Source organism: Kribbella jiaozuonensis (genome assembly GCF_005233875.1).
Classification (GTDB): Bacteria; Actinomycetota; Actinomycetes; order Propionibacteriales; family Kribbellaceae; genus Kribbella; species Kribbella jiaozuonensis.
This window is the reverse complement of the sequence record NZ_SZPZ01000001.1, coordinates 1189734-1210323: the sequence shown is the minus strand read 5'-3', so window position 1 is coordinate 1210323 and position 20590 is coordinate 1189734. Positions and strand designations below refer to the sequence as shown.

Genomic DNA, 20590 nt, shown 5'->3' with positions numbered 1-20590 from the left:
TCCCCCTCGGCTCGTACGGCGTTGGTCAGGGGCAGGTGACGTCGATGGCGACGGGCGTCGCGTTGACGAGGACGTCGTACACGGCGGACCGGCGCCGGGACTGCTCGACGATGCCGCGCAGGGTCTCCTCGTCCGCGTCACCCTCGATCGAGAACGCGACCCGGATCTGCTCGTAGCCGTTGCGGACGGAGCCGTCGGACAGACCGAGGATCCCGAGCAGGTCGATGTCGCCGGTGACGGTCGAGGTGACATTCGTGAGCTCGACACCCCGCGCGGCGGCGATGTTGGCGACGCCGGCCGTCAGGCAGGCCGCGATCGCATGCAGCAGGTACTCCACCGGCGTCGGCCCGTGGTCCGTGCCGACAAGAACCTCGGGGTGGTCGAACTCGACGACGGTGTCGGACTTGTGCCGGAGCTCCTGCATGGCGCCGAAGAAGTCCGACGCGGTCGAGCGACTGTGCGTCCCGGACACCCAGGTGTTGCTGGCCCGGAACTGGAACTTGGCGATCTCGTTCTGGCCCTTGACGGCGTCGATCGTCGCGAACAGCGTTGCGGTGTCGACGCCGTTGCGGCGCGGACTCTCGGTTGCGGTGGTCATGGTCCCCTCCTCGGTGAGTGGTGTCTGCCGAGGACGCTAGGAGGGCGACCTTCCCTGACTCTTCCCTCGCTCTTCCCATGCGCAGTGCCGCACTATCAGGCGGAATTCGCGCACTTGTTTGCAAGTTTCTCTTGACCGCACGGTCATCTCGTCGCTTAACTGGTTCGGCAGTGACGCACCCAGCCGGTAGCAGGCCGAGGGCCTGAAGTCCGGTTTTCCGGCGCCAGGGTTCAGGTGAGGCCCGAGGCGGGGTCGCGTCCCCGGGACCGATGGAGCAAATCGTGTCCAGACTCTCTCGCCGCCTCCTCGCCGGTATGGCGGCCACCGCCCTAGCAGTCACCGCAACCGTCCTCACCCGGACCTCCGCCGACGCGGCCGTCACCCTGCCGCCGACGCACGCCAAGTTCGACTACCAGATCGGCGGGGCCTACACGCCGCCCGCCGGCGTCCAGGTGGTCACCCGCGACCGGACCGCCGCACCGGCGGCCGGGCTCTACAACATCTGCTACGTCAACGCCTTCCAGGTCCAGCCCGGCGAACAAGGACAGTGGGATTCCGACCTGCTGCTCCGCGATGCCAAGGGCAGACTCGTGATCGACCAGGACTGGAGCGAACCGCTGCTCGACCTCCGTACGGCGGACAAGCGGAACCGGATCGCCGCCAAGGTCAACGGCTGGATCGACGGCTGTGCCGCCAAGGGGTACCAGGCGATCGAGCCGGACAACTACGACAGCTACACCCGCTCGAAGAAGCTGCTCACGGCGGCCAACGCGAAGGCGTACCTGACACTGCTCGCCACGCATGCGCACTCGAAGAACCTGGCCATCGCGCAGAAGAACACGGTCGAGCTGGCCGGTTCCCGGCAGGCGGTCGGCCTGGACTTCGCGGTCGCCGAGGAGTGCGGCCAGTACGACGAGTGCGGCGACTACGTCGATGCCTTTGGCAACAACGTGATCGTGATCGAGTACACCAACAGCGGCCGCGCCACGGCCTGCTCGCAGTACGGCGGGACGTTGACGATCGTGCAGCGCGACGTCGACGTCTCGACTCCGGGTCAGTCCGGATACGTCCGTAAGACCTGCTGAATCCCTCCTCCATCGCTCTGGAGACCCTCATGCATGCTCGTAACCTGTCCCGCCGCGACGTCCTCCGGGCCGCGGCCGCCGCCACCCTGGCCGGCTCCCTCGCCGCGTGCGGCAAGAACGACGACGAGGGAGCCGACGCGAACGGCGTCGTCACGCTCGACCTCTGGCACGGTCAGGTCGACACCGGCAAGGCCGCGATCGACTCCTTGATCACCGCGTTCAACAGCAGTCACCCGAAGATCAAGGTGGTCGGCGGCGGTGGTGGGGTCACCGCGGACAGCATGCTGCAGAAGGTCACCGCCGGTCTGGCGGCGGGGTCCTACCCGGATATCGCGTACATCTTCGGATCGGACCTCGCCAGCCTGACCAAGAGCCCGAAGGTCGCCGACCTCACCGGCCAGCTGAAGATCGACGACTACTGGCCGGCCGCGAAGGACGCGGTCAGCGTGAAGGGCAAGGTCCGGGCCGCGCCGGCCCTGCTCGACTCGCTCTGCGTGGTCTACAACAAGAAACTGTTCGCCGCGGCCGGCGTCGCAGCGCCCAAGGACGGCTGGACCTGGGACGACTTCGTTGCCACCTCGAAGCAACTGACGAACCCGGCGAAGGGCATCTTCGGCACCGGCTGGCCGGGCGTCGGCGACGAGGACACCGTCTGGCGGATCTGGCCGATGATCTGGGATCTCGGCGGCGACGTCGTCAGCGGCGACGGCAAGAAGGTCGGCTTCGACTCGGTCGGCGCACAGGCGCTGGGCACACTGGACAAGCTCCGCACCGACAAGTCGCTGTACGTCGACCCGAAGCCCGGCAGCGAGCAGCTGTACCAGGTCTTCCTCGGCGGACGGATGGGAATGGTTGCCACCGGCCCCTGGCAGCTCCCGGAGCTGAAGGATGCCGGCCTCGACTACGGCGTCGTACCGCTGCCGTCGTACTCCGGGAAGCCGCTGACGATCTCGGGGCCGGACACCTGGACGATCTTCGACAACGGCAAGGCGAAGGTGAAGGCGGCGACCGAGTTCGTCGCCTGGCTGGCTGAGCCGGCGCAGGACATCCAGTGGGACATGAAGGGTGGCAGCCTGCCGATCACGAAGGCCACCGCGGACCTGCCGCAGTGGAAGAAGCATTCGACCGAGACGAACGGGCTGGACGTGTTCGTCAAGGCGCTCGACACGGCGAAGGTGCGGCCGACGATCACGACGTACCCGCAGATCTCGCAGCACGTCGGCGAGGCGATCGCCGCCGTACTGCTCGGGAAGCTGAGCCCGGCGGACGCGTTGAAGCAGGCCGTTGATCAGTGCAACCAGGTACTGGCGGTGCCGAACTGATGGCCAGCGTGGTCGGCACGTTCACGGTCGACCCGCGGAGCCGGGCGGCCGCGAAACGGCGGGCCCGGAACGAGGGGGCGACCGGGTGGGCGTTCGTCAGCCCGTCGGTGGTGATCATCCTCGGGCTCAGCGTCGTACCGGTGTTGTGGTCGTTGCTGTTGTCGTTCCAGGTCAACGATCTGGTGTCGCCGTCGGAGTGGGTCGGGCTGGCCAACTACAAGGCGTTGCTGAAGGATCCGACGTTCGGGTCGGCGGTGTCGCACACGCTCATCTACACGGTTCTGTATGTGCCGTTGAGTGTGGTCGCGGGGTTGGCGATCGCGATCGCGCTGGATCGGAAGATCGCGTTCATCGGGTTGTACCGGACGCTGGTGTTCGTGCCGTTCGTGGTGTCGGCGGCGGCGCAGGGCGTGCTGTTCTCGTTCGTACTCGACCCGGAGTTCGGCGTCGCGAACTCGGTGCTGCACAAGCTCGGGCTGCCGGCGCAGGGATTCTTCAGCGATCCGGGTCAGGCGCTGTACCTGCTGGTCGCGATCTCGTTGTGGAGCGGTACCGGGTTCTGCGTGATCGTCTATCTGGCCGGCCTGCAAGGGGTTTCGAGCGAGCTGGTCGAGGCGGCGCGGATCGACGGCGCCGGACGGTGGGGCGTACTGCGGCACGTCACGCTGCCCGCGTTGACGCCGGTGACGATCTTCCTGGTGCTGTTCCAGACGATCAACGCCTTGCAGGTGTTCGACCTGGTCTTCGTGACCACCAAGGGCGGACCGCTGGGCTCGACGACGGTGATTGTGTACTTCATCTGGGAGAAGGCGTTCAAGACGTTCACGGCCGGCTACAGCGCGGCGGCGGCGTACACCTTGGCGGTCGCCTTGCTGGTGATCGGCGTTGCCTTGCAGATCTATCGGCGGAGGGTGGCTTCCCGATGAAGCGTTTGCCCTTCAGTGCTTGGCATTTCGTCCTTGCGCCGCTGGCGTTGCTGTTCGCGTTGCCGTTGATGTGGCTGCTGGTGAGCTCGGTGATGAGCAACGCCGAGATCAACCGGTTCCCGCCGGCGTTGTGGCCGCACGGGATCAACCTCGGCGGGTACCGGTACGTGCTCGGGAACGCGTTGTTCCCGCGGTGGTTCCTGAACTCGTTCATCGTCTCGGCGGTCGCGGTGACGGCGAACCTGGTGCTCGGGTCGCTCGGCGGGTACGCGTTCGCGCGGATCCGGTTCGCCGGGTCGAAGGTCGTGCTCGGGCTGATGCTGACGACGATGGTGATCCCGTTCCAGCTGACGATGATCCCGACGTTCCTGGTGATGAAGGAGCTCGGGCTGATCGACACGCTCGGCGCGCTGATCGTGCCGTCGCTGGTCACGCCGCTGTCGGTGTTCCTGTTCCGCCAGTTCTTCGTCTCGCTCCCGCGCGAGCTCGAGGAGGCGGCGTGGATCGACGGCTGCGGTCGGCTGCGGATCCTGATCTCGATCGTGCTGCCGTTGGCGCGGCCAGCGTTGAGCACGGTCGCCGTACTGACGTTCCTCGCGACCTGGAACGACCTGACCTGGCCGCTGATCGCGATCAACAGCGACTCGACGTACACCCTCCAGCTCGGCCTGACCACGTTCCAGGGCCAGCACCACACGCAATGGGCCGCGGTGATGGCCGGCAACGTGATCACTGTGCTGCCCGTACTGCTCGGTTTCCTCCTTGCCCAGAAGGCGTTCATCCGCTCTCTGGCCTCCACCGGACTCAAGGGCTGATATGACTTTCGATCTTCTCGTGATCGGTGATGCGAACCCCGACGTCGTCGTCGGGCCGGTCGCTCAGCCGATCCTCTTCGGGCAGAAGGAGCGGCTCGTTCCTTCCGGCTCGCTCGTGCTCGGCGGTTCGGCCTCGATCATGGCGTGCGGCGCCGCGCGGCTCGGGCTGCGGGTCGCCTTCGCCGGCCGGGTCGGTGACGATCCGGCCGGGGCGTTCGTGCGTACGGCGCTGTCGGACCGGGGCGTCAACGTTGATGCTCTGGTCACCGATCCCACGCTCCCCACGCCGCTCACCACGATCCTCACCTCGGGGGACGATCGCGCGATCCTGACGTCACCGGGATGCATGCCCAGCACCGCTGCGGAGGATGTGCCCCGTTCGTTGCTGCGGTCGGTGCGGCATGTGCATGCGGGGTCGTTCTACCTCCTGCCGGAGTTGGCGATCGGGCTTGCCGGACTGTTCAAGGAGGCGAAGGCCGCCAAGGCGACCACTTCGCTGGATCCGAACGACGACCCGGCCGGCAAGTGGGACCGGGTCACGCTCGACCCGATCCTCCGCGTCACCGACTACTTCCTCCCCAATGCGGCAGAAGCGCTCGCGTTGACCGGCCACCATTCGGTCGTCGACGCCGCCGGCATCCTCGCCCGTCGCGGCCCGCTGGTCGTGGTGAAGAACGGTGCTGAGGGCGCGCTCGCTCACAACGGCTCCAAAGTCATCACCGCGCCGGCGCTGAAGGTCGAGACAGTCGACGCGATCGGCGCGGGTGACAGCTTCGACGCGGGCTGGGTCGCCGCCGTACTCAACGGCATGAAACCGGACCGCGCACTGACCATCGCGGCGGCCTGCGGCTCGCTGTCCACGAGAGCCGCCGGCGGCACCGCGGCCCAACCGACCTGGGAAGAAGCCACAGCATGACGAAGATCGCTTTCATCGGTGCAGGCAGTGTCGTCTTCACCCAAGGACTGCTCTCCGATCTGTTCGGGCTCGACCTGGGTCCGCTGCAGATCGCGCTGCACGACATCGACCCCGAGCGGCTCGACACGGCGGCAGCGGCCGCGTCGTACCTCGCTCAGGACCGGCCGGTGGAGATCACCGCACACCTCGAGCGGCGGGCCGCGCTCGACGGAGCCGACTTCGTGATCAACATCGTCCAGGTCGGGATGAGCGAGGCGACGAAGATCGACTTCGAGCTCCCCGCGCGGTACGGGATCCGGCAGACGATCGGCGACACGCTCGGCGTCGGCGGCGTGTTCCGCGCGCTCCGGACCTTCCCCGTACTGCGCGGGCTCGCGCAGGACATCGCCGAGGTCTGCCCGGACGCGTGGCTGCTGAACTACACCAACCCGATGGTGATGAACGTCTGGTACCTGAAGGCGCTCGGCGTGAAGAACGTCGTCGGCCTCTGCCACTCGGTCTACTGGACGATGCAGGGCCTGTCCGAGCTCGTCGGCGTTCCCTACGAGGAGGTCACGTACCAGGCGGCCGGCGTGAACCACCAGTCCTGGGTACTGCGTTTCGAACGCGGCGGCGAGAACCTGTACGACCGGCTGGACGAGGCGATCGCGGGGGACCCGGAGCTGCTGCGGCGGGTCCGCGTCGACATGTACCGGCGGCTCGGGTTCTACCCGACCGAGACGAGTGAGCATTCCTCGGAGTACGTGCCGTGGTACCTCGGCCACGCCTCGGAAGTCGACCGCCTGCGGCTACCGATCGGCGCGTACCTGGAGATCGTCGCGGAGAACCTCGCGTCCTACGAACAGACCCGCAGCGCCCTGAAAGCCGGCGAGCCTCTCGAGGTCGACCCCACGATGGAGTACGCCCCGCAAATCATCCACAGCATGGTCACGGGCACCCCGCGCACTGTCTACGCGAACGTCCCCAACACCGGCCTGATCCCCAACCTGCAGTCCGGAGCCACCGTCGAGGTCCCCAGCCTGGTCGACGCCTCGGGCGTCCAGCCGACCGCGGTCGGCGAACTTCCACCGCAGTGCGCCGCCCTCAACCGCTCGTACCTCAACGTCGCCGAACTCACCGTCCACGCCGCGATCAACCAGGATCCCCGCGCGATCCGCCAGGCTGTCATGGTCGACCCGGCGACGGCCGGGACGCTACCGGTCGAACAGATCTGGGCCCTGTGCAACGACCTGGTCGTTGCTCACAACAACTACTTGGACCCGTCGCTGAGGGCGGCCCTCAAGTAGTCGCGGTACGACGCGAAGCCGGCCAGCACCTCGGCCGCGGTCGACTCACCGGTCAAGGCGCCAACGCCCTCGCCCGCGTAGATCGACGCGCGGGCGGGGTCGGCGGCCTTGCTGCCTTCCACGTACTCCGCATGCCCGTCGTCGTCGGACTTGAGCTCCTGCTCACGGCCCTCCCACGCGTCGAAGTACGCGTTGCGGAGCGCCCGGCCGCCGAACTCGTCCGGCCAGCCGGCCCGCGACGCCGCGTCGAAGACGGTGCCGTAGACGGTGGCCGTCTCGTCGGCCGCGATGATCGCCTGCCGCGCCGGCTCCTTGGTCTGCGCCTCGACGCAGGTGAGGAACGCCGTACCGATCCAGCCGCCGGCCGCACCCGCCGCCATGACAGCGGCCAGGCCGCGCGGGCCGGAGATCCCGCCGCCGGCGAGTACGGGCAGATCCGTCAGCTCGAGGATCGCCTGGAGGAGCGGCAGCGTGCCGACTGCGTTCCGCCCGTGGCCACCTGCCTCGGCGCCGCGGGCGACGATCACGTCAACGCCGGCGTCGATCGCCTCGCGTGCGTCCGCGACCGTCCCGGCCTGGGTCGCGACGACGATGCCGGCCTGTTGGAGGGGTGCGACATACGGCTTGTAGTCGCCGAAGCTGAGCGAGACGAGCGCGGGCTTCAATTCCAGGACAGCTTCGAGGTGGTCCGGGCGCTCCTGCACGGACCACGCCATCAGACCGATCCCGTACGGCGTCCCGCTCGCCGCTGCGATCGCGCCCTCGGTCCGGATCCAGTCGGCCGTCACCGCCGAGCCGGCGCCGAGCATCCCGAGCCCGCCCGCAGTCGAGATCGCCGCGGTCAGTCGGCCACCACTCACATTCGCCATCGGCGCGCCGATCGCCGGCACGGACAGCCCGAACGTCTCCGTCAGCCACATGTGCTCATCATCACCCATCACAACCTCGGCACTGCTCTGCGCATCGAGGGAGTGACGAAAGGAACCTGACGTGCGGTTTTTGCGGAGTTGGTGTGCTCTCGCGGGAGTGCTGGCTGTGCTGCTGGTGGTAGCGGCGCATACCTCGCTCGTGCCGGCCACGGCTCGGCAGACACCCCCTGCGGCACCGGCGTGGCGTACGGCGTGGATGACGGCGCTGCAGCCGCCCAACGCGAACCAGAACTGGTCCCGGCAGGGATTCACCAACCAGTCGGTGCGTCAGGTGATCCGGCTGAGCGCGGGCGGGGCTGAGGTACGGATCAGGATCAGCAACCAGTACGGCGTACAGCCGCTCGAGCTGACCGGGGCGACCGTCGCTAGGGCTGCTAAGGGCTCGGCGGTCGTTCCGGGATCGGTTCAGTCGGTGCGATTCGGAGGCGCTTCGACGGTCAGTGTGCCGGCAGGCGGGCAGGTCGTGGGCGACGCGGTGGCTTTGCCTGGGCTGACGAGTGGAACGCAGCTCGCGGTCACGCTGTACTTCGCTCACTCGACCGGTCCGGCTACTTTCCACGAGTTCGGCGCGGCTGGGGCGTCGTACCGGGCGGTCGGTGACCAGCTCGAGGCTGGTGGGGCGGCGTACCGGGAGACGAGTGGCGGCTGGTACTTCCTGGCGGGCGTGGACGTGACCCCGGCGGGGACTGGTTCGGTGGTCGCTTTCGGGGACTCGATCACCAACGGCTATGCCGCGCCGCCCGGGCAGCGGTACCCGGATCTGCTGGCCGCACGCTCTGGCCGGCCGGTCCTCAACGCCGGGCTCGGCGGCAACCGGCTGCTGAACGACTCCGCCTGCTACGGCGAGAGCGGTCTGACCCGGTTCGATCGCGACGTGCTGGACCAGCCCGGTGTCAGGACCGCGATCGTCCTCATCGGCATCAACGACCTCGGGTACCCCGAGATCGCACCGACCTCCTGTACGACGCCGAACCCGCCGATCACGCCTGCTCAGCTCATCGCGGGCTACCGCACGCTGATCCAGGCGGCGCACTCGCGCGGGATCCGCATCGTCGGAGTGACGCTGACGCCGTTCCGCGGCGCCTCGGTCTACACCGCACACAGCGCGCAACTCCGGACGGCGGTCAACACGTGGATCGCGACGAGCGGCGAGTTCGACGCGGTCGCCGACTTCGCCGCGGCACTCGCTGACCCGGCCGATCCGACTCGGCTGGCGCCGAAGTACGACAGCGGCGATCACCTGCACCCCAACGAGGCCGGCTACCGAGTGATGGCCGACGCCGTCGATCTCAAGACGCTCTGAAAGACCAAGGCCCGGTCCTTGCGGACCGGGCCTTGGCTATCTGGTGCTTCAGAACTTGTAGACGTCCGACTGCGGGTCGCCGTGGCAGCGCTTGTACTTCTTGCCCGAGCCGCACGGGCAGGCCGCGTTGCGCGGAGTCCCGGCGTACTCGAGCTTGCCGTTCTCGACCGCGTCCTCGTGCATCGCGACCTCGTCGTCACCGTCGATCGTCGGCGCGGAGTACGACAGCCGCTGCGGGCGGCTCTCGGTGGTCAGACCCTTCGCGCGCAGACGCGGCGTGTCCCGCGGACGCGGCGCATCCTGCGGCCGCTCCTCGCCCTCGGTCCGGCCGGGGAACTCCGCGACCGGCGCACCCGGGGTGAGGATGTCCTCGATCCGGCGGCCGGTCAGGTTCTCCTCGTCGGCCAGCTGGGCCTCGTTGGCGAGCTCGATCTCGGCACGCATCGCCTCGATGTCGACCTCGACGTTGAAGATGAACCCGACCGACTCTTCCTTGATCGACTCCATCATCGACGCGAACATGTCGTAGCCCTCGCGCTGGTACTCGACCAGCGGGTCGCGCTGCGCCATCGCGCGCAGGCCGATGCCCTCGCGCAGGTAGTCCATCTCGTACAGGTGCTCGCGCCACTTGCGGTCCAGCACGCTCAGCACGACGCGCCGCTCCAGCTCACGCATCGCCTCCTCGCCGAGCAGCTCCTCGCGCCGTTCGTACGCCGCGGTCGCGTCCTCGATGAACCGCTCGATCAGGAAGTCCTGGGTCAGACCGGCCTTCTCGCCGCCGGCCTCCTCGATCAGGTCTTCCTCTGTCAGCTCGGTCTGGTACAGCGTCCGCATCGCGGTGAACAGCGCGTCGAGGTCCCAGTCCTCGGCGAAGCCGTCCGCGGTCGCACCCTGCACGTACCCGGTGACGGTCTCCTCGAGCATGTCCTGCACCTGGTCGCGCAGATCGGCGCCCTCGAGCACGCGACGGCGCTCGTCGTACACCACGTGGCGCTGACGGTTCATCACGTCGTCGTACTTGAGGATGTTCTTCCGGGTCTCGAAGTTCTGCGCCTCGACCTGGCCCTGCGCGGACGCGATCGCCTTGGTGACGACCTTGTTCTCCAGCGGCTGGGTGTCGTCGTTGTTGCGCGACATCGCCCAGTCGACCATCTCGCGCTTGAACAGCCGCATCAGGTCGTCCTCGAGCGACAGGTAGAACCGGGACTTGCCCGGGTCGCCCTGGCGGCCGGCGCGACCACGCAGCTGGTTGTCGATCCGGCGGGACTCGTGCCGCTCGGTGCCGAGGACGTAGAGGCCGCCGAGCTCGCGGACCTCTTCCTGCTCCTCCTTCACCTGCTTCTCGAACCGCTCCAGCAGCGCCGGGTACTCCGACTCGTACAGCTCGATGTCCTCGACCGGGTCGATGCCGCGGGCGCGCAGCTCCTTGTCGGCCAGGAACTCCGGGTTGCCGCCGAGGATGATGTCCGTACCACGGCCGGCCATGTTGGTGGCCACCGTGACCGCACCCTTGCGACCGGCCTCGGCGACGATCGCCGCCTCACGCGCGTGCTGCTTCGCGTTCAGCACCTCGTGCTTGACGTTCTCCTTGAGCAGCTGCCGGGACAGGCGCTCGGACTTCTCCACCGAGGTGGTGCCGACCAGGATCGGCTGACCGGAGGCGTGCACCTCGACGATGTCCTTGACCACGGCGTCGAACTTGGCGTCCTCGGTGCGGTAGATCAGGTCCCGCTCCTCGACCCGGATCATCGGCTTGTTGGTCGGGATCGGCACCACGCCGAGCTTGTAGACCTTGGAGAACTCGTTCGCCTCGGTCATCGCCGTACCGGTCATGCCGGCGAGCTTGTCGTACAGCCGGAAGAAGTTCTGCAGGGTGATCGTCGCGAGGGTCTGGTACTCCTCTTTGATGTCGACGTCTTCCTTGGCCTCGATCGCCTGGTGGAGACCCTCGTTGTAGCGGCGGCCGTGCAGCGTGCGGCCGGTGTGCTCGTCGACGATCAGGACCTCTTCCTCGCCCTGGCCGCCGACCACCACGTAGTCCTTGTCCCGGTGGAACAGGTCCTTCGCCTTCAGCGCGTTGTTCAGGTAGCTGATCAGCGGGGTGTTCGCCGATTCGTACAGGTTGTCGATACCGAGCCGGTCCTCGACCTTCTCGATACCGCGCTCGAGGATGGCGACCGTGCGCTTCTTCTCGTCGACGTCGTAGTCGGCGACCCGGCGCTTGGTCTCGTCGATCTCCAGGTCGGTGACGCGGGGGTTCTTCCGCTTCAGCTCCGCCTCGTCGGCCAGCGTCCAGGCCTTCAGCTGGTTCGCGATCCGGGCCATCTCGACGTACCAGCGCTTGGAGTCCTCGGCCGGGCCGGAGATGATCAGCGGGGTCCGCGCCTCGTCGACCAGGATCGAGTCCACCTCGTCCACGATCGCGTAGTTGTACTCGCGCTGGACGCAGTCCTCGATGCTCTGCGCCATGTTGTCGCGCAGGTAGTCGAAGCCGAACTCGTTGTTGGTGCCGTAGGTGATGTCCTTGTTGTACGCGATCCGGCGCTCGGCCGGCGTCATCTCCGGCAGGATCACGCCGTAGTCGAGGCCGAGGAAGTGGTACACCCGGCCCATCCACTCGGCCTGGTACTTGGCCAGGTAGTCGTTCACCGTGACCACGTGCACGCCCTTGCCGGACAGCGCGTTCAGGTACGTCGGGAGGGTGCCGACCAGGGTCTTGCCCTCACCGGTCTTCATCTCCGCGATGTTGCCCAGGTGGAGCGCCGCGCCACCCATGATCTGGACGTCGTAGTGGCGCTGGTGCAGCGTCCGCTTCGCCGCCTCCCGGACCACCGCGAAGGCCTCCGGCAGCAGCGCGTCGAGGGACTCCCCGTTCTCGTGGCGTTGCTTGAAGTCCGCGGTCTGGCCGCGCAGCTCCTCGTCGGACATGGCGACGAAGTCGTCCTCGATGGAGTTGACCATCTTCGCGATGCCTTGGAGCTGGCGGAGGATCTTGCCCTCGCCGATCCGCAGGACCTTGTCGACAACCTTCATGGTGGGGAGTTCTCTCCTTGCTGCTGCTGCCTGGAAGCGGGCGACGCCGCATGGCACGGCCGACCCAGTGGGAAGGCGTGCGTCCCCCATCGTACGGGGCCGGGTGTGCCAAGCCACGCCCGCAGCGTTATCCGACCCACGCTCGGGCGGGCCGGAAAGTTCCCAGCAGTCTTTCAGAAACCTCGCAGCGCGTCACTGAGCGCTGGCGACAGGTCACCACCACCGGCCACCCGGACCTGGTCCAGCCCGAGCCAGCCGGCCAGCTGGACGAGCTCGGCGGCCAGCTCCTCGGCGGTCTCCACCGGCGCCTTCGGCTCCGCGTGCGCCGACTGGACCAGCAGTACGCCGCCGGTGCGGTCGGCCTTGAGGTCCACGCGGGCGACGAGTCGATCACCGAGCAGGAACGGCAGCACGTAGTACCCGTAGAGGCGCTTCTCGGCCGGGACGTAGATCTCGATCCGGTACCGGAAGTCGAACAGCGCCTCGGTCCGGGTGCGCTCGAACACCAGCGAGTCGAACGGGCTGACCAGTGCCCGAGTGTTCACCCGGCGCGGCAGCCGTGCGTCCTTGTGCAGGTACGCCGGGCGCTTCCAGCCGTCGATCCGGACCGGGACCAGCTCGCCCTCCTCGACCAGCTCGGAGATCGCCTGCTGGGTCGGCTCCACCGCGGTCCGGAAGTAGTCCCGCAGGCACTGCGCCGTCGCGACGCCGTGCGCCCGGGCCGCGATCGAGATCAGCCCGCGGTGCGCCTCGTCGAACGACGGGGTCGGCGTCTCCACGACATCGCGGGGCAGCACCCGCTCGGGTACGTCGTACATCCGCTCGAACTGCTGGTTGCGGCGCGCGACGGTGATCTCGCCCGCGAAGAACAGGAACTCGAGCGCCCGCTTCACATCGGACCAGTTCCAGCCCCAGTTGTCCTTGGTGCGCTCGACGTCGTCGTCGATCTCGCGGGCGGTCAACGGCCCGTGGTCGCGGACGTCGGCCAGCACCTGCTTGACCAGATCCGGCCGCTCCTTCGCGATCGACCGCGGGCCGCCCCAGGCCTCGGTCGTCGCACGCGCCATCCGCCAGCGCATCAGCGGGTGGGTGTCGACCGGGATCAGCGACGCCTCGTGCGCCCAGTACTCCACCAGGCGGCGCGGGGCCTTCCCCGCTGCCCGATCGAGCAGGTCGCGCGGATACGGCCCGAGGCGGGAGTAGAGCGGCAGGTACTGCGTCCGGCTCAGCACGTTGACCGAGTCGATCTGGATCAGCCCGATGCGACCCAGCACCCGGCCCAAGGCTCGCATGTCCGGAACGCCCTTCGGCCGGGGATCGATGAACCCCTGCGCCGCAAGCGCCACCCGGCGCGCCTGAGCGGTCGAGAGCTGTAACTGCGTCGTCATACGCGGAATTCTGCCGGAGGGCACCGACATAACTCTGAAGTTACCGAAAGTGGGAGGTGCGCTACGGATGGTGTTCGGGAGAACCTGCGAGCAGGCCACCCGCCCGCGTGGCCCCTATCTCCCTGGAGTGAGGCATGACAGGAAAGAAGCATGTGGTCCGCGCTGCCCTGGCGGCCGGCGTACTGACCGCGGCGTCCCTCGGTGCGGTAGCCGTAGCCGGCTCCGCATCGGCCGCGCAGTTGCCCGACGGACCCAAGACCCGGATCGTCGGCGGCACCATCGCCCACACCGCAGACACCCCCTGGGCCATCCAGCTCTCGAACAGCGGCTCCCCCGACCCGACCGGTGAGTACTGCGGGTCGACGCTGGTGGCGGCGAACAAGATCGTCACCGCGGCACACTGCACCACCGAGCCGGCGTCGACCTACACCGCGATCCAGGGCCGGGATGTGCTGAGCGACAAGTCCACCGGCAAGGAATCCAAGATCAGCAACATCTGGGTGGACCCGGAGTACGGCAAGTCGCCGGGCCACGACGTCGCCGTACTGACGCTGGCCACGCCGTTCGACGGCGTACCGACGCTGCCGCTGGAGACCGACAAGGCCGCGGATGCGGTGGGCGCGGCCTCGATCGTCTACGGCTGGGGCGACACGGAGGACACCGGTCCGGCGGACACCTTCCAGAAGGTCGACGTGCCGGTGCTCGGTGACTCGTACTGCTCCGACGTCTACGCGAGCGAGGGCTACACCCCCGACGGCGAGATCTGCGCCGGTTACGAGGACGGCGGCAAGGACTCCTGCCAGGGCGACTCCGGCGGCCCGCTGGTCCTCAACGGCCGCCTGTTCGGCGTCGTCTCCTGGGGTGTCGGCTGCGCGGACGCCGGCAACCCCGGCGTGTACGCGGAGGTCGCGACGTACGCCTCTGAGCTGCAGGCACAGATCGACAGCTGATCCATCGGGGAACAGCGGAGGGGCCGGGCGATCGCCCGGCCCCTCCGTCGTTCCTCCCGAGGTCTAGTTGGCCAGACGGATCACGCCGTAGTCGTAGCCGCGGCGGCGGTAGACGACACTCGGCTGGTTCTCGTCCGCGTCGACGAACAGGTAGAAGTCGTGCCCGACCAGTTCGAGCTCGTAGAGCGCCTGGTCCAGGGTCATCGGCTTGGCGGTGTGGGTCTTCTCCCGCATCACCAGCGGTCCGTCGCCGGTCACGAGGACAGATCCGTACTTGTGTGTCGCCACCTCTTCCTCGGCGACTGGTTCCTCCACTACGGGTGCATTGCCGTTGAGCGGCTGCTTCGCGTTCACGTGTCGCAGGCCTTCCGGACCACGCTCACCGCGGTGCACCCGGCGGCGATCGGCCGCCTTGCGGACCTGGGACCGGAGTCGGTCCAGGCAGACGTCGAACGCCGCCTGCTTGGTCTCGCCGCAGGCTTCTGCGCGGACCACCGGACCCTTGGTGTACATGGTGAGCTCGACACGCATCGCTCGATCGTGCTGTCGCGGGTTCTTTTCCTGGCTGACTTCCACCTCGCAACGCAGTACCCGGTGATCGACCTTCTCGATCCGCTCGAGTTTTTCCTCGACGTACTGCCGGAAGCGGTCACTGACCTCGCAGTGATGACCCTTGACAACGACGTCCACGGAAACCTCCATCGATCGGCGACTCTCTGTTACGTCAGCGGGCCCCCATCTTTCGTGTCCTCGCTCTGTCGGTGGCGATTGGGGCGCCCGAAACGAGAACACCCGCGGACGAGCCGGTCGGACTCCGCGGCCAGGAATCCGGCTGATCCGGTCCTGCGCCACTCCACTGCCCGACAAGCCCCTGCGGGTGTCATAGGCCAACGCTAGTCGGCTTCGGCGAAAACCGGTAGGGAAGTTCTCATGAACCAGACGCCGAAAGCCGTTGCGTCGCGGCCAGAACGGCACAGCCGAGCACCGGAATCCCCCGGGATTCCAAGGCACGGCAGGCTTCGCTGAGCGTGGAACCGGTGGTGATCACGTCGTCGACCAGCAGGACCGGTTGATCGATCAGGGTTTCAGCCCAGCGCGAACGCAGCCCGAAAGCCCCGTCCAGGTTGGCGGTACGGCGTTCCGCGGACAGCCCGGCCTGGTCCTCGGGACGCCGTACGACGCGCAGCGCGTCGGCCGGCCGGGCGTCGATTCCCTGTCTGCGCAGGGATCTGACGGCAGCCTTCGTAATCCGCCGGAGCGGATCGTGCCCGCGCTGCCGGACCGTTGCCGGCGACGACGGCACCGGGCACAACCACGCCGCCCGCCGGTCCTCCAGCGCGGTCCGGACGACGCTTGCCAGCAGCCGGCCGAGCGGCTTCGCGAGGGCGTACCGGGCGTGCTCCTTGTGGGCCAGGATCAGCGCACGGAGCTCCCCGGCGTACGGCGCGGCGGCGGTCGGCGTACGGAGTCCGGGCGGGCGCGGGTCGGGCCATGCACGGAACGGAGTCAGCGTCGTCAGTAGCCCCCGGCAACCATCACAGAGAGTTACGCCGGGCCGGTCGCAGCCCGCGCACCGGCCGCCCAGGACGAGATCCACGAACGCGTCCCGGACCGGCACCGCACCACCATCCGCGAACCGGCCGCCGACCGCAACCACCCGGTCGCCGGCCTGTGGACAACTGTCAGCCGGGGTACGTCGGGGTGATCGCCGCCGGGCCGCCGCCGACAGAGTCCGGCGAGACCCAGATCAGGTCCCGGCTGAGCCAGTGGATGCGGCCGGCGTCGTCCTCGATCACCGGCAGGGTGTCCTTGTTCGGGTTCGAGGCGACGTACTGCGGCCGGAAGTCGGGCGTCGATCCGGGCAGCAACTGCAGGCTGGAACCGTCGGTGTTGACCAGCCAGGCCTGCCGGGCCGAGTTGCTGACCGCGCTGCTCGCGCCGATGACCACGATGCCTTGTTTGTTCCAGGCCGCGTCGGTGATGTTGTTCAGCGCCAGTCGGAGCGGACGGAGCTGTGCGAGCACCAGCTGCTTACCACTGCCGGTGGTCTGGATCGTGCCGGTCTGCACGTACGTCTGGCCGCCGGACTTCGGCTTCATCACCAGCAGTGCCCGGACACCGTCAGGCGCCATCCGCAGGTCGAGCGGGATGTCGCCCTTGAAGTCGACGGCCACCAGGGTCAGCCGGCCGTCGTGATCGCGGACCCGCAGCCGCGGATGAGGAGTGTCGGCCCGGTCCAGGATCCACAGGTTGTCCTGGTTGTCGAAGCTCGGCTGCCGCGTCGTCCCCTCGACCTTGATCGGGACGGCGTCAGCGTCCTTGTCCGTCGTGTCCAGCGGCCCGTACAGCACCTCGTTCCCGGCGGCAGTGACGATCGCTCCCGCCTCGCCGCGCAGGCTGACCGCGAACGACTGGGCCTTGTGTGCCCAGAGCGGACTGGAGTTGAGCGGCTGGGCGGCGATCTCCGTGGCCCCGTCAAGGCCGGCGATCCGCTGCACCTTCTGGTGCTGCAGGCCGTAGAGCTTGGTCTGGGATCCGGCCGACACCTGCGGGTCGAACTGGCTGAAGTTCGCGAACGGCAGCACGTCCGGGTCGTCCGGCAGCAGCGGTGCGCCGCCGACGGTGATCTTGGCCCGGAGATTGAGCTGGTTGAGCGTCCACACGATCTGTGCGGCCAGCAGCCGCCGGTCCGGATCTCGCAATGCACCTGCGCTGTCGTTGAGCGCCACTGTGGCCACGCCGAAGTCGACCGGCACAGACACCTGTACTTCGGTGCCCGGTGGGGCCAGGGTGACCACGCCGTTGCCAAGGCGGGTGGTCGGGCCCTTCAGCAGCTCCTGGATCAGCTGCGTCGCGCCCTGGCCCGGTGAGAGGTTCTGCGGCAGGTAGACCGGGTCCGGCACCAGGATGTTGCGGCTCTGGTTGAAGAAGTACAGGTCGCGCGGCGCGAGCTTCAGGTCGACCTGGTTGCTGCCGAGGTACGCACCGGGCGGGACCGAGTCGACCCGGAACTGCCCGTCGATCCTCTTCAGCTTGAAGAAGAAGTCGGCCCGCTCGGTCGCCGCGGCGGGGATCCACTCTCCACGCTCCCCGATGGTGGCGATCTTCAGGGCGGTCAGCTGGACCCCGTCGCCCACGCGGGTGAGTGACTCGGGACTCTGGTCGTACACCACGGTCCGCGCCTCGGGCTGCCACTTCGCCGCGGCCTCCGGCGTCATGTACTGCCGGGCGACGTCGAACGCCTGCGAGTCCGACATGGCCTCCAGGAACCCGCTGACGATGGCCATCTCGCCGACGTTCGCCCGCGGCGGCTTCGCCTCGACACCGACACCGCCCAGGTCCTGCGCACGCCCCTGCCGCTCCCCGCTGCGGATGGTGCCCTTGGTCGGTACGGCGGCGCAGCCGGCGAGCAGTACTACGGCAGCCAGCAGGACCACAAGCAACCTGCGCTTCACCGGTCCTCACCGCCGCTCAGCTTCTGGTACGGCGCCCCGACGTCGACGAGCTCGGTGACGACCCGGGACGCGTCGGGCGGGCGGGGCGGCAGCGGCGAACCAGTCAGCGCCGTGTCCGGCCGGCGCGGCAGTGTGAGCCGGAAGTACGCACCGTCGCCGGGCGAACCCCAGGCGTCCAGCCGGCCGCCGTGCAGCCGGGCGTCCTCGAGCGCGATCGACAAGCCGAGGCCGGTGCCACCGGTGGTCCGGGCCCGGGCCGGGTCGGCCCGCCAGAACCGGCTGAACACCATCTCGGCTTCCTCGGCGCGGAACCCGACGCCGTGGTCGCGGACGGCCACGGCGGCAGCGTCCTCGTCGTACGCCGTGCTGATCCGGATCGGCAGGCCCTCGCTGTGCTCGATGGCGTTGCCGATCAGGTTGCGCAGGATCCGCTCGATGCGGCGTGAGTCGACCTTGGCGCGGCAGGGCTCCGGCATGTCCAGCTGGACCTCGCAGCCCTTGCGGTGCAGCAGAGTCTCGTGGTTCTCCAGTACCCGGCTGACGATGTCGCGGAGGTCGACGTCCTCCAGGTCGAGCGCAGCAGCTCCGGCGTCGAACCGGCTGATCTCCAGCAGGTCGGCGAGCAGCTCTTCGAACCGGTTGAGCTCGTTCTGCAGCAGTTCCACGGAGCGGCGGCTAATCGGGTCGAACTGGTCGCGGCTCTCGTGCAGCAGGTCAGCGGCCATGCGGACGGTGGTCAGCGGCGTACGTAGCTCGTGGGAGACGTCCGAGACGAACCGGCGCTGCAGCCGGGACAGCTCCTCCAGCCGACGGATCTGGCGCTGCAGGTTGGAGGCCATCTTGTTGAACGACACCGCCAGGCGGGCCAGGTCGTCCGTACCCCGGACCTGCATCCGCTCCTCGAGCTTGCCGGCAGCTAGCCGCTCGGCGATCCGCCGTGCCATCCGGACCGGCGTGACGACCTGTCGCGTGACCAGCCAGGCCACAGCACCGAGCAGAACGATCAGCAACAGACCTGCGGTCACCAGAGCACGCTGTACGACGTCGAGCGTCTCCTGCTGCGCTGTGAGCGGGAACAGGAAGTAGATTGCGTACCGGTCGCCGGTGGAGTTGATCCGGATCTGCGACCCGATCACCAGCCCTGGCACACCGGGGGCGTCGCGGTAGTTGATCTCGGTATAGGTGTCCCACAGCTTGGAGTCGTCGCTCATCACCGAGGACGCCAGCGCCTCCGGGATCGAGTCGCTGTCGACCAGACCGGTGTAGCGGATCGCGTTCGACGCCGCCTGGTCGGTCGGCACCAGCAGGACGTCGTACAGGCCAGGGCGGTTGGAGCCGAGGACCAGCTCGGACAGCTGCTGGTTGATCGTGTTGCGGTTCGCGGCATCGATCGTGATCGACAGCTGGGCCAGCTGGGCCCGCACCTCGGCCTGCGCGCTGGTACGACGGGACTCCAGGACGCCGTCGGTGACCTGGCTCATCATCACCCAGCCGACCAGGATCAGGACCAGCGTCGACATCAGCAGGGTCCCGGTGACGATCCGGGCCTGGATGGAGCGACGCCAGATGTCCGGCCAGTGCTTGGGGTGCGTCCGCCAGATCGGCTGCGGCTGGGCAGACCAGTCCGCCGCGGTGACGGTCAGTTCCAGCTCCGTCCCGCGGGACTCCGGCACCTCCTGCTCCGGAGGTGCCGTCGACTGCCCCTGCTGTTGCCCGGTCTGACGACCGGTCTGCTGCCCGGAGTGTTGCCCGGTGTGCTCCTCGGCTACCGGGTCGGTTGCCGGGTCACCAGAGGCAGCCTGCGACTCTTGGCCGCGTCCGTACTCGATCAGTCCGCACCCGCCTTGTATCCGACCCCACGGACCGTGACCACGATCTCCGGGTGCTCAGGGTCCTTCTCGATCTTGGAGCGCAGCCGCTGGACATGCACGTTCACCAGCCGGGTGTCGGCCGCGTGGCGGTAGCCCCAGACCTGCTCCAGCAGCACCTCGCGGGTGAACACCTGCCAGGGCTTCGACGCCAGGCAGACCAGCAGGTCGAACTCCAGCGGCGTCAGCTGGATCGTCTCGCCGGCCCGCTTCACCGAGTGGCCGGCCACGTCGATGGTCAGGTCGCCGATCGTCAGCGACTCCGGACCGGGCTCGTCCATCCGGCGCAGCCGGGCCCGGATCCGGGCCACCAGCTCCTTCGGCTTGAACGGCTTCACGACGTAGTCGTCGGCACCCGACTCCAGGCCGAGCACCACGTCGACGGTGTCGCTCTTGGCGGTCAGCATCACGATCGGCACACCGGACTCGGCCCGGATCGCCCGGCAGACGTCGATCCCGTCCATCCCGGGCAGCATCAGGTCGAGCAGCAGCAGATCGGGTTTGAACTCCCGGAAGGCCGGCACCGCCTTGTCACCGGTTGCGACCAGATAGGTGTCGTAGCCCTCGTTGCGCAGCACGATGCTGAGCATCTCCGACAACGCGGTGTCGTCGTCGACGATGAGGATGCGGCCCCGCATCGTCCGGTTACCGTCTGCCACGCCCTACTCCTTGCCGTCCGATCGGTGTGCGGCCGGCGGGTGCAGGCCGTACGCACT

At 68.3% G+C, this 20590-nt stretch carries 17 protein-coding genes; 8 read left to right on the top strand and 9 right to left on the bottom strand.

The features are described from left to right. Window positions 1–25: 25 nt before the first annotated feature. Entirely contained in the window at window positions 26–598 is a 573-nt protein-coding gene (locus FDA38_RS05825; protein ID WP_137253011.1) for an OsmC family protein, read from the bottom strand. A gap of 281 nt (window positions 599–879) precedes the next feature. On the opposite strand from FDA38_RS05825, the gene FDA38_RS05820 reads away from it, so the two are divergent. Genes FDA38_RS05820 through melA form a run of 6 tightly spaced genes read left to right on the top strand, consistent with a single transcriptional unit; the run spans window position 880 to window position 6948 of the window. Beyond that, window positions 880–1683 (top strand): endo alpha-1,4 polygalactosaminidase, encoded by an 804-nt coding sequence (locus FDA38_RS05820; protein ID WP_233714546.1) that lies wholly within the window; start codon window positions 880–882, stop codon window positions 1681–1683. A 29-nt stretch (window positions 1684–1712) separates the two neighbouring features. Further along, complete coding sequence (locus FDA38_RS05815; protein WP_137253009.1) at window positions 1713–3005, top strand: ABC transporter substrate-binding protein; 1293 nt, start codon at window positions 1713–1715, stop codon at window positions 3003–3005. Continuing rightward, entirely contained in the window at window positions 3005–3931 is a 927-nt protein-coding gene (locus FDA38_RS05810) for a carbohydrate ABC transporter permease (RefSeq protein ID WP_137253008.1), read from the top strand. Before FDA38_RS05815 ends, FDA38_RS05810 begins: the two co-directional genes overlap by 1 nt. After that, window positions 3928–4746: a carbohydrate ABC transporter permease gene (locus FDA38_RS05805; RefSeq protein ID WP_137253007.1), complete on the top strand. Its 819-nt coding sequence runs from the start codon at window positions 3928–3930 to the stop codon at window positions 4744–4746. Before FDA38_RS05810 ends, FDA38_RS05805 begins: the two co-directional genes overlap by 4 nt. Before the next feature lies 1 nt (window position 4747). Continuing rightward, window positions 4748–5662: a carbohydrate kinase family protein gene (locus tag FDA38_RS05800; RefSeq protein WP_137253006.1), complete on the top strand. Its 915-nt coding sequence runs from the start codon at window positions 4748–4750 to the stop codon at window positions 5660–5662. Continuing rightward, window positions 5659–6948, top strand: a complete 1290-nt coding sequence (melA, locus tag FDA38_RS05795) for an alpha-glucosidase/alpha-galactosidase (protein WP_137253005.1) — start codon at window positions 5659–5661, stop codon at window positions 6946–6948. Before FDA38_RS05800 ends, melA begins: the two co-directional genes overlap by 4 nt. On the opposite strand, the gene FDA38_RS05790 is transcribed toward melA, so the two are convergent. Then, window positions 6912–7868 (bottom strand): NAD(P)H-dependent flavin oxidoreductase, encoded by a 957-nt coding sequence (locus FDA38_RS05790; RefSeq protein ID WP_137253004.1) that lies wholly within the window; start codon window positions 7866–7868, stop codon window positions 6912–6914. The two genes, melA and FDA38_RS05790, sit on opposite strands and share 37 nt — an antisense overlap. Window positions 7869–7983: 115 nt before the next feature. On the opposite strand from FDA38_RS05790, the gene FDA38_RS05785 reads away from it, so the two are divergent. Beyond that, window positions 7984–9180 carry an SGNH/GDSL hydrolase family protein gene (locus FDA38_RS05785; protein ID WP_202877564.1) on the top strand — a complete coding sequence of 399 codons (1197 nt, stop codon included), beginning with the start codon at window positions 7984–7986 and terminating at the stop codon, window positions 9178–9180. Between the two features lie 48 nt (window positions 9181–9228). On the opposite strand, the gene secA is transcribed toward FDA38_RS05785, so the two are convergent. Both secA and FDA38_RS05775 read right to left on the bottom strand, forming a co-directional pair. Beyond that, window positions 9229–12213 (bottom strand): preprotein translocase subunit SecA, encoded by a 2985-nt coding sequence (gene secA, locus FDA38_RS05780; RefSeq protein ID WP_137253003.1) that lies wholly within the window; start codon window positions 12211–12213, stop codon window positions 9229–9231. Between the two features lie 173 nt (window positions 12214–12386). Continuing rightward, window positions 12387–13601: a winged helix-turn-helix domain-containing protein gene (locus FDA38_RS05775; RefSeq protein ID WP_137253002.1), complete on the bottom strand. Its 1215-nt coding sequence runs from the start codon at window positions 13599–13601 to the stop codon at window positions 12387–12389. A gap of 134 nt (window positions 13602–13735) precedes the next feature. Here FDA38_RS05775 and FDA38_RS05770 point away from each other — a divergent pair, with 134 nt between their 5' ends. After that, window positions 13736–14551 carry a S1 family peptidase gene (locus FDA38_RS05770; protein WP_137253001.1) on the top strand — a complete coding sequence of 272 codons (816 nt, stop codon included), beginning with the start codon at window positions 13736–13738 and terminating at the stop codon, window positions 14549–14551. Between the two features lie 63 nt (window positions 14552–14614). Here the strand turns inward: FDA38_RS05770 and hpf are convergent, their stop codons facing one another. From hpf to mtrA, 5 genes are all read right to left on the bottom strand, one after another. Next, entirely contained in the window at window positions 14615–15241 is a 627-nt protein-coding gene (hpf, locus tag FDA38_RS05765) for a ribosome hibernation-promoting factor, HPF/YfiA family (protein WP_170989589.1), read from the bottom strand. A gap of 238 nt (window positions 15242–15479) precedes the next feature. Further along, on the bottom strand, window positions 15480–16169 hold the full coding sequence (locus FDA38_RS05760) for a ComF family protein (RefSeq protein ID WP_233714545.1): 690 nt from the start codon (window positions 16167–16169) through the stop codon (window positions 15480–15482). Window positions 16170–16233: 64 nt separating this feature from the next. Beyond that, window positions 16234–18006, bottom strand: a complete 1773-nt coding sequence (locus FDA38_RS05755) for an LpqB family beta-propeller domain-containing protein (RefSeq protein ID WP_137252998.1) — start codon at window positions 18004–18006, stop codon at window positions 16234–16236. Next, window positions 18003–19679, bottom strand: coding sequence for an MtrAB system histidine kinase MtrB (gene mtrB, locus FDA38_RS05750; RefSeq protein WP_233714544.1), 1677 nt, complete (start codon window positions 19677–19679; stop codon window positions 18003–18005). Before mtrB ends, FDA38_RS05755 begins: the two co-directional genes overlap by 4 nt. 155 nt (window positions 19680–19834) lie before the next feature. Further along, on the bottom strand, window positions 19835–20512 hold the full coding sequence (gene mtrA, locus FDA38_RS05745; protein ID WP_130445425.1) for an MtrAB system response regulator MtrA: 678 nt from the start codon (window positions 20510–20512) through the stop codon (window positions 19835–19837). Window positions 20513–20590 lie beyond the last annotated feature (78 nt).